Here is an 8953-nt window from a genome sequence, read left to right as displayed (position 1 = left end):
CTGCCGGCTGGTGGCTAGCCTTGGCCGGGTGGGACTTTCACCCACTGGGTTTCACGACATCCTTTCCACCTTCTCGGTTTCCCGGATGTCCAGGCTTTGCCTGGCGCACTCAAATCTGGTGGATGGCCGTCAGGCGGCAGTCCTGTCTGACTGATCGTTTTCTTGACACCTCCTTAAGTTGCATGTAACGGAAGGGCGAGCTACCCTGTTCCATGAAACGAGCGGAGGATTCGCCATGGTGACAACCAACAACGTGAACAACCGGGTGAAGAGGCACCGTGCTGCTTTGCGAGCGGCCGGCCTGCGCCCGATCCAGATCTGGGTACCGGATACCCGCCAACCCGGCTTCGCCGAAGAGGCCCGCCGCCAGTGCGCTGCCGTCGCGGCTGCCGACGCCGGGGATCAGGACCTGCAGGACTTAATGGATGCCGCCCTCTTGGACCTGGACGACGACGAGTGTGACGCATGAGGCGTGGTGACCTGGTAACCATTGCCCTATCGGGTGACTTTGGGAAGCCGCGTCCCGCTCTCATCATCCAGTCGGATCAGTTTGCCGGCACCGGCAGCGTGACGGTGCTGTTGCTCTCCAGCACCCGGGTCGATGCGCCGTTGATACGCCTCGATGCGGAGCCCACCCACGAGAATGGCTTGCAGCGACGCTCCCAGATCATGGTGGACAAGCCCATGACGGTGAAGCGAGAGAGGGTGGGAGAGGCCTTCGGCCACCTCGATGACAGCACCATGGTCGCCGTCAACCGAGCGCTGGCCGTCTTCCTGGGCTTCGCGTGAGCGAGGCCCACCATCCGGTGCCCCATGCCTTCCTGAGGCCTACCCAACGCTCAGCCTCAAGCCGCGCGGACAAGCCCCCTCGCAGTGTGGGGGGGGGGGCTCCTGACATTGCGAGATATACAAAACTTTGTATAATTGCGGCATGTCAGAACACAAACCCCTCAATTTCCGAGGTAGCGCCCTCGCCGCCCTCCGAGCGGGGCGTTCCGGGTGATCTATGTCGCCAAGCTCGCCGATGCTGTCTATGTCCTGCACTGCTTCCAGAAGAAAACCCAGAAGACGAGTAAGGCGGATCTCGACTTGGCCGAAGCCAGGTACCGCGCCTTGCTGAACGAGGTGAAACAATGAGCAATGAGATATTCGACAGCGTGTGGGACGCCATCGAGGACACTGCCGCCGAAGCGGAAAACATGAAGCTTCGCTCCGGTCTGATGATGGCACTTGAGCAGCACATTACCCGGCAGGGCTGGACTCAAGGCGAAGCCGCGAAGCGGCTGGGCGTCACTCAACCCAGGGTGTCCGATCTAATGCGTGGAAAAATCCACCTGTTTAGTCTCGATACGCTGGTGAACATGGTTGTCGCAGCGGGGCTGCATGTCGAAATGCGCGTACTCGACGCTTCGTAAGAAAACCTACCTTTTCCTCGCATAGAAAACTTTACCGAATTTCTTTACATACAACCGCCCCGCCTGGGCCCCTTGTGTCATTTTCAGAAGACAACCGCACGGCGTGTCAGGAGTCGGCTGCACTATGGTCTGGGGCACCGGGTTGGCTGGCCTTCAAGGCGTCGTAGAGGGCCGTCTTGCTGACCTTGAGACGTGCAGCAGCCTCGCGGACGTTCAGCCCATTAGCCAGATGCTCCCTTGCCCGCTTCAGCTTGTCGTCGGTGACAACGGGCTTGCGTCCACCTTTGCGCCCACGGGCAGCGGCAGCAGCCAGCCCCGCCTTGGTGCGATCACGGATCAGGTCACGCTCGAACTGCCCCAGGGCGCCGAACACGTGGAAGATCAGCCGCCCACCCGGCGTGGTGGTATCGATGTTCTCGGTCAGCGACCGAAATCCGACGCCACGCGCCTCCAGGGTGCTGACCACCTCGATCAGATGCGGCAGCGAGCGTCCCAGTCGATCCAGTCGCCACACGACCAGCACATCCCCGTCGCGCAGGAACTCCAAGGCGGCCGTCAGGCCTGGTCGTTCCGCCTTGGCCCCGGAGACGATGTCATCGAAGATTCGCTCGCACCCCGCCTTGCGAAGCGCATCGGTCTGCAAGGCGGTGTCCTGCTCCGCCGTCGAGACCCGCGTGTCATTTTCAGAAGGCGACCGCACGGAGTGTCAGCAGTCGGTTGCACTGTGGTCTGGAGCATCAGGCTGGCTGGCCTTCAAGGCGGTATAGAGAGCCGTCTTGCTGACCTTGATTCGTGCGGCGGCCTCACGGACGTTCAGCCCATTCGCCAGGTGCTCCCTTGCCCGCTTCAGCTTGTCGTCGGTGACGACGGGTTTGCGTCCCCCTTTGCGACCACGAGCGGCGGCAGCGGCTAGCCCCGCCTTGGTGCGATCCCGGATCAGGTCGCGCTCGAACTGCCCCAGGGCGCCGAACACGTGGAAGATCAGCCGCCCACCCGGTGTGGTGGTATCGATGGCTTCGGTCAGCGACCGGAAGCCGACGCCACGCGCCTCCAGGGTGCTGACCACCTCGATCAGATGCGGCAGCGAGCGACCTAGTCGATCCAGTCGCCATACGACCAGCACATCCCCGTCGCGTAGGAACTCCAGAGCAGCCGTCAGGCCGGGGCGTTCCGCCTTGGCCCCGGAGACGGTGTCACTGAAGATCCGCTCGCATCCTTCCTTGAGCAACGCATCGGTCTGCAAGGCGGTGTCCTGCTCCGCCGTCGAGACCCGTGCATAGCCGATCAGCGCCATGAACCGCCCCTTTTTGTCCGTTAATCCGTCCGCCTATCTTATTGTCCGACAACCCATCAAACAAGGCTATTCTCGGACATTGTCCGGATTGACCATATAACGACCCTTTATAATTCAACATTCGCCAGTAACTAATCCATTTAATGCTTTTTCAGTTTCTGGGCCATATATCCCATCAACTGATAATCCATAAGCACTCTGAAACCGTCTCAAGGCACGTTCAGTTGCCGGTCCAAAATAACCATCAACAAAACTTGGCCTAAGGTCTGAGCAATGACGAACTAGTTTACTCTGAATCTGGTAAACGTCAGACCTAAATGTACTGGAAGATAAATCATAACTCCCCCCTCTTGTTGAGGTTCGACATTCTGATGAACGGCTACCTAGGTCACAACGCAATCTATTTCTCCCGCCCTGAGTAGTAACCATATCTGATGGGGATCGATGGCAATGATACGGAACACTGCCTCCGTGGCACCCCTGCGCATTCAACCCTCCAGAGTGTGCTTCTAACTCCCCCGGGGAAACCAAAAGCACAAATAAAACACCTGAAATTATGTTAAAAAACTTAATCAAAAATAGACACCCGCAAATTAGAAATATGGAACATCCCCGGTGAACCGGGGATATCCGTTATTAACTACTTTAATGGCAGTGATACGCACCAGTCTTATGATTAGTGTGACAACCTTGGGCATTGGTGCCGCCAGAATGAGCAAGAGCGGTACTAGCCATGCCCATGATGGCAAGGGCGAGAAGGATCTTTTTGGCCACGAGGTGACTCCCTGCGTGAAATGCGATGGGTGAGCCTCATACTCACCAAGAAAACTTAGCAGCAAGTGCTGGGCAGGTCATCCTTCTTGATTAGCCTATGACCAAAATTCAAGAAAGTGCCTGCCTCTGCCTACCCTTAGGCTTTCTCCAGCACCTCGATACCAAGCGGCTCGACAGGCTTGAACACTCCCGTCTTGGTCATTTTCCGTTGTAGCTCGAATCGCTCCAAGGTTGTAGGAGGCTCGATGTCGGCCAGGGCCTGGAAATTGATCTGCCGCCATTGAGGCTTGGTGACCAGGACGCTGTAGAGGTAGCTATCGGTAGGCTGCCCGGTACCAGCATCGAGATCTGGCCTATAGGCCGACACCAGCGCAGCCTGGACGGTCGGCAGGCGGTGGAAGATCTCTCCCAGCACCCGCATCGCGACGCCATGGGCGTAGTCACGGTACAGCGTACGGCGCCGCGTTGCGGCTATCTTCTTGACGGATACCTTCAGTTGCTTGGCTGCCAGGGTGTACTCCACATCTGGGAATGCCTCTTCCTCCGGCAGCTCGATGTCGATGGCGATGGTGCCGGCATCGTCTCCCAGATCGAAGCTGACGTTCGTCTCTCGCGGCCATGGAATCTCCCCCAGGTGCTCCTCGAGGACACTGGCCATGGCGTCGAGATCCGTCATCACGAGCTCCGTCTCACGCGCACGCCTAAGCCGCTCCTGCTCGTTGAAGGCTCGTGCCTCCTCCTCCCATTCGTTGAAGGTACGCGCGTACTGCTCTGCCCGGCGCTCATTCTCCTCTTCGAGCCGGCGAGCCGCCGGAGGCCAGATCCGGCTCCACAGGGTCGGTTCGACACGTGGCCTACGCTGAGGCTCCGGCTCGGGAAAGGCCCGCGGCTCAAATACCGGCGTATCTCTCGGGGGCAGCGTGTCATGGTGGACCGTGGCCAGCGCGGCCAGATCAGCGTTCAGGCGCTCGCACTCCTGCTGCACCAGGTCACGCATGCTCTCTCCGGCATACTTTCGAAGCACACGAAGCTCGGCGTCGTCATAAGGCCGATCCTGATCATCGGTGATTGCGATCTCACCGCTCTCATTGACGCTGATGCGGGAGATCACGGAGCCACCTGCCTGGAGGTGTTGTTCAAGCACCTTCCCGGAGGACATGGGCGCCCCGGACCGCGCACCGCCCGAACCACGAGTACCACGCTTATTGAGCTTCTCGCGGTAGGAAAGACCGGTACCCGGCAGCCCCACGTTGCCATAGACCCCGCGGCGCCCAACGCTGATCTTGGCGCCCCTGGGACCGACAGAGGCCCCGATCCCACGCTTGCTGAGGTTCAGGCTGACGCCTGGTGCAATGCGGATACGCCGCTGAAAACGAAGTGCCATGCTGTGCTCCCTGCTAGTCGTTATCGTGTTCCTCGCCCTGCTCGCGACGCTTCTGCATGGCATCGCTGAACGCCGCGGCGAGGATACCGGTGGGCATGGCGATCATGCCGATGCCAACGATGGCGGTCAGTCCAGCAAAGACCTGGCCGCCTGGCGTGACCGGTGTGACATCGCCATACCCCACCGTAGTGAGGGTAGCCACACTCCACCACAGAGCCCTAGGGATGCTGCCGAACGCCTCGGGCTGATGGCTGGCCTCCAGGACATAGATCACGCTGCTGGTAAGCACGAGCAGCAGGCCGGCCACCATCAGACTCACCGTGAGTTCATAACGCCGACCACGCACCGCCCGATAGAGATCGCCGATGGCGTTGGAGAAGCGGCCCAGGCGAGCCAGCCGAAGCAGCCGGATCAACTTGAGCAGGCGCAGCGCGAAGGCGTTGACCGCCCCCATGGTGAGGAAGAACGGCAGGATGGCGAGCAGGTCGATGATCGCCCACGGGCTTGCCATGAAACGTAGACGTCCAGCCCACCCTCGGTAGCGAGGATCTTCACCGGCGGCAATCACCCGGCCGACATACTCGACCAGGAAGGCCATGGCGAGCGCCGCCTCGGCGGTCATGAAGAAGCTTGGCGCCAGGGCCCGTACCACGGGCTCCGTCTCCAGCAGAGTCAATATCGTCGCCAGGAGGATCAGCCCGGCAATGCAGCGGTTGGTGATCGAGAGCCCTGGAGCTTGGCGAGCGGTGGGCTCGAGCATCAAGTAGAGGCGACGACGCCACACCCTGTAGTCACTGGCCGCCTGGCTGTCCGGTTGCTGCATACCCTCTCCCTGTCCCTGGTTAGCTCAGCTCAAGATTCTCAGATCCCTCACCAGAAAACGAACGGGGGCGCTTCACACTTCTGGTCCGGTGCAGAAACCCTCACCATAGGCGCTTTCATAGGCGCTTTATGCAGGGAGCACCCTTACCATGGCCATGAGGCTTCTCTTGATCGCCTTGCTGACGATGTCCCCCTTGGTGGCCAAGGGCGATATCGTCATCTGCAGCTGGAACATCCAGAACCTGGGTTGGAACAACGACAAGCGCTTCGACAAGGTCGCCCATGTGGCCAACCACTGTGATTTTCTCGCCATCCAGGAGCTGATGAACGAAGCCGCCCTGGAGCGACTGGAGCAGAAGATCGAGACCACTTCGGGTGAGGCCTGGTCGTCGATGGCCAGCCACGCCCTGGGCCGCTCCACCTACCGCGAGCACTATGCCTTCCTGTGGCGCGATAGCGCCGTGGAGTACGACAGTGGCGCCGTGGTGTTCATCGATCACCGCGATGCCTTTGCACGCGAGCCTTACTCCGCCCAGTTCCTCAGCCGCCGTACCGGCCAGGCGTTTGCCGCGGCCACCGTGCATATCACCTACGGCAGCAGCATCGGGGAGCGACTGCCCGAGATCGAGGCCCTGGCCGACTACTGGCAGTGGCTCGAGGAAGTCTATCCCGGCACTCCTCGCTTGCTGCTGGGCGACTTCAACCTGCGCCCCCAACATGCTGGTTGGGCACCGCTGCGTGAGTTAGGAGCGATACCCGCCATCACCGAAGGAGCCACCACGCTGGGCCTGACAGATGGTCACTACGCCAACCTCTACGACAACATCTGGAAGGTCAGCGGCACGATCGACGTGAGCGAGCGCGGCATCGTGCGCTTCCCGGAGCTGTTCGGCATCGGCCATGAGCGAGCCCGAGACGTGGTTTCCGACCATGCCCCCGTCTTCATCACGCTGGGGAGTGCCACGTTGGCACCGACTCCCCTCAACGGAGGCACCTACCGGCCGACAGGCACGGCCAGCTCATGCGTCGACCTCAATACGGCTTCTGCCGAGCGACTCACTGCCCTGCCCCATGTGGGACCGGCACGCGCTGCCGCCATCGTGGAGATGCGCCCTTGGGAGGCCTCGGACGACCTCACTCGGATCAGCGGCCTGAACCATGCAAGGCTCGCAGAGATTCAGGAAAGCGCCTTGCTCTGCGAGTAGCCTGCCTCCCCGACCCCATGGCCTAATCCGGGACCGCAGCTGTCTCTCCGCTTGAGAAGGTTGAGGTTTCAGAGTGTCTTCGGCAACTCACCAAGGGATAGGGTATATAGGACAGCAAAGCAATCTTAAGGGAGAGCAGAAATGGCTAAGCAAGGACATGGATGGCGAGGATGTGGCCTAGTAACAGGTCTCATCCTTGGGCTTACACTGAGCGGGTGTAGTGAGAGCACGAACACGGAAGATACGGCCGCAACCACCGGTGGCTCCGAGCCAGCAGAAAATGAAGTGCTTCAAGAGGACTACTATCTGACAGCCTCTCCTGAAGTACAGGACGGAAAATGGCTCATCATGCCACTGAGCACGAACATCCCCGGTGATATCGAAGTAATGGCATCAGTGCGCCGTAAGCGCTCCACCAACCCCACCTGTTGCGGCCTGAGTTAGACCGGTAGAGTGTCTTTCCAGCACCAGGGCAGTAGCGTGCCGAGGTCGTCATCCTCGCCGAGAGTTGGCAGGGTCTCGAACACGAACCGCAGGTACTCGTAGGGTGAGAGGCCGTTGGCCTTGGCCGTCTCGATCAGGCTGTAGATGGCCGCGCTGGCCTGGGCACCGCTCGGTGTGTGGCTGAACAGCCAGTTCTTGCGGCCAACGACGAAGGGGCGAATGGCGTTCTCGGCCGGGTTGTTGTCCAGCGGGATCAACCCGTCATCGAGGAAGCGGGTCAGGCGCTGCCACTGGCCCTCCAGGTAGTGCAGCGCCCGGCCCAGCGCGCTCTTCGGCAGCACCTGCGTCAGCGACTTGTCGAGCCAGGTGCGCAGCTGGGTGATCAGCGGGCGGCTCTTCTGATCACGCAATGCCTGACGCGCCTCGGGCTCCAGCGCCTTGGCCTGCTTTTCCACGGCGTAGAGTTTGCGGATCTGGTTGAGCGCCCAGTCGGCCTTGCCGGTCTTGCCCTTGGGCTGCACTTTCTGGGCCTCGACGAACTTGCGACGAGCGTGCGCCCAGCACCCGGCATGGGTGATGCCGTTCTTTCGCACCACCTCGGCATAGCCTTCGTAGCCATCGGTGACCAGGCACCCCGCATAGTCACCCAGCAGGCGCACGGGCACCCTGCCGGCTCGGCTGGCGTCATAGTCGAACAGCACCACCTGTTGGCCCGGCGGCCCCCCGCGTTGCAGCCACATATAGGACGTTGAGCTCGCCGGCCGGTCGGCCTCGGCGTTGACCTGCAGCGTGGTCTCGTCCATGTGAATCAGCGGGGCCTGCAGCAGGTGCTGTCGCAGGGCCTCGACCAACGGCATCAGCCGCTCGCCGACCTGCACCATCCAGCGGGCCAGGGTGTTGCGCGGGATCTCGATGCCGTGCCGGGCAAAGATCTGGCTCTGCCGATAGAGCGGCAAGGCATCCTGGTACTTGGCGGTGGCCACGTAGGCGAGCAGGGTCGGGCTGGCATTGCTCTTGGGCAGCAGCTTGGCCGGTGCCGGGGCGATCTGCACGCCCTCTTCGCAGTCTGGGCAGCCGTATTTGATGCGCACATGACGGATCACCTCGATCCGCGCCGGCACGACGTGCAGTTCCTCGCTGATCTCTTTGCCGATCTCCTTGAGCTCGGTGCCGTCGTGGTGGCAATGACGGGCATCTTCGGGGAGCTCATGGACGACTTCGATGCGGGGCAGCTCAGGCGGCAGGGCTACTCGGCCGCCACGGGTGCGGCGCTTGGCCGGCTGATGGGATTCGACCTGCGCGTCAACCTCGCCGTCAACCGTGTCGTCTTGGGCGCTGGCCTCTTCCTCATCGACCACCACCTCGGCCTCGTTGATGAGCAGATCACCCTGTTCGACGCGGTACTTCTCGGTAGAGGGACCGAACCGGCCTTCAATGGCCAGCTTGAGTTGCTCAAAAAGGGACTGCTTGGCCGCTTCCCACTGAGCCTCCTTCTTCTCCATCAGACGATGAAGACGCGCAATCTCCTCCTGCTGAGCGCGCACTTGGCGCTGCAGTTGGGAGATGCTGAGGGAAGGTGTCGAGGCCGATGAGATCATGCCGCCATTTTACCAAG

11 protein-coding genes and 1 pseudogene are annotated in these 8953 nt (G+C 61.1%); 5 read left to right on the top strand and 7 right to left on the bottom strand.

The window, feature by feature from the left end:
* The first annotated feature begins 235 nt into the window (after positions 1 to 235).
* The 4 genes and pseudogenes from LWH48_RS16065 to LWH48_RS16050 all read left to right on the top strand — a co-directional run bounded on the left by LWH48_RS16065 (position 236) and on the right by LWH48_RS16050 (position 1415).
* Entirely contained in the window at positions 236 to 469 is a 234-nt protein-coding gene (locus LWH48_RS16065; protein WP_232913350.1) for an antitoxin MazE family protein, read from the top strand.
* Positions 466 to 789 carry a type II toxin-antitoxin system PemK/MazF family toxin gene (locus LWH48_RS16060; RefSeq protein WP_232913349.1) on the top strand — a complete coding sequence of 108 codons (324 nt, stop codon included), beginning with the start codon at positions 466 to 468 and terminating at the stop codon, positions 787 to 789. Before LWH48_RS16065 ends, LWH48_RS16060 begins: the two co-directional genes overlap by 4 nt.
* A 207-nt stretch (positions 790 to 996) precedes the next feature.
* Positions 997 to 1137: pseudogene (locus LWH48_RS16055) on the top strand (type II toxin-antitoxin system RelE/ParE family toxin); the annotation flags it as partial.
* Positions 1134 to 1415 (top strand): helix-turn-helix domain-containing protein, encoded by a 282-nt coding sequence (locus LWH48_RS16050; RefSeq protein WP_232913347.1) that lies wholly within the window; start codon positions 1134 to 1136, stop codon positions 1413 to 1415. The pseudogene LWH48_RS16055 and the gene LWH48_RS16050, both read left to right, overlap by 4 nt.
* 106 nt (positions 1416 to 1521) lie before the next feature.
* Here LWH48_RS16050 and LWH48_RS16045 read toward each other — a convergent pair whose 3' ends face one another.
* From LWH48_RS16045 to LWH48_RS16030, 6 genes are all read right to left on the bottom strand, one after another.
* Complete coding sequence (locus LWH48_RS16045; protein ID WP_232913346.1) at positions 1522 to 2115, bottom strand: recombinase family protein; 594 nt, start codon at positions 2113 to 2115, stop codon at positions 1522 to 1524.
* Positions 2116 to 2121: 6 nt separating this feature from the next.
* Positions 2122 to 2709 carry a recombinase family protein gene (locus LWH48_RS16040; protein ID WP_232913345.1) on the bottom strand — a complete coding sequence of 196 codons (588 nt, stop codon included), beginning with the start codon at positions 2707 to 2709 and terminating at the stop codon, positions 2122 to 2124.
* Between the two features lie 114 nt (positions 2710 to 2823).
* Positions 2824 to 3138 carry a peptidoglycan-binding domain-containing protein gene (locus LWH48_RS18460; protein ID WP_442908323.1) on the bottom strand — a complete coding sequence of 105 codons (315 nt, stop codon included), beginning with the start codon at positions 3136 to 3138 and terminating at the stop codon, positions 2824 to 2826.
* 216 nt (positions 3139 to 3354) lie between these two features.
* Positions 3355 to 3444: a YHYH domain-containing protein gene (locus tag LWH48_RS18390; protein WP_332875635.1), complete on the bottom strand. Its 90-nt coding sequence runs from the start codon at positions 3442 to 3444 to the stop codon at positions 3355 to 3357.
* 175 nt (positions 3445 to 3619) lie between these two features.
* A complete protein-coding gene (locus LWH48_RS16035) occupies positions 3620 to 4867 on the bottom strand; it encodes a DUF4236 domain-containing protein (protein WP_232913344.1) in 1248 nt (415 codons plus the stop codon).
* Between the two features lie 13 nt (positions 4868 to 4880).
* Positions 4881 to 5690 (bottom strand): potassium channel family protein, encoded by an 810-nt coding sequence (locus LWH48_RS16030; RefSeq protein WP_232913343.1) that lies wholly within the window; start codon positions 5688 to 5690, stop codon positions 4881 to 4883.
* 166 nt (positions 5691 to 5856) lie between these two features.
* Here LWH48_RS16030 and LWH48_RS16025 point away from each other — a divergent pair, with 166 nt between their 5' ends.
* Positions 5857 to 6894, top strand: coding sequence for a helix-hairpin-helix domain-containing protein (locus LWH48_RS16025; protein ID WP_232913342.1), 1038 nt, complete (start codon positions 5857 to 5859; stop codon positions 6892 to 6894).
* 440 nt (positions 6895 to 7334) lie between these two features.
* On the opposite strand, the gene tnpC is transcribed toward LWH48_RS16025, so the two are convergent.
* Positions 7335 to 8936: an IS66 family transposase gene (gene tnpC / locus LWH48_RS16020; RefSeq protein ID WP_232913341.1), complete on the bottom strand. Its 1602-nt coding sequence runs from the start codon at positions 8934 to 8936 to the stop codon at positions 7335 to 7337.
* Positions 8937 to 8953: the final 17 nt, after the last annotated feature.

This window comes from Halomonas sp. G15 (assembly GCF_021282295.1).
In the GTDB taxonomy this organism is placed as follows: domain Bacteria; phylum Pseudomonadota; class Gammaproteobacteria; order Pseudomonadales; family Halomonadaceae; genus Halomonas; species Halomonas alimentaria.
Note: the sequence above shows the minus strand (reverse complement) of the source record. Positions and strands in the feature narration are given on the sequence as shown.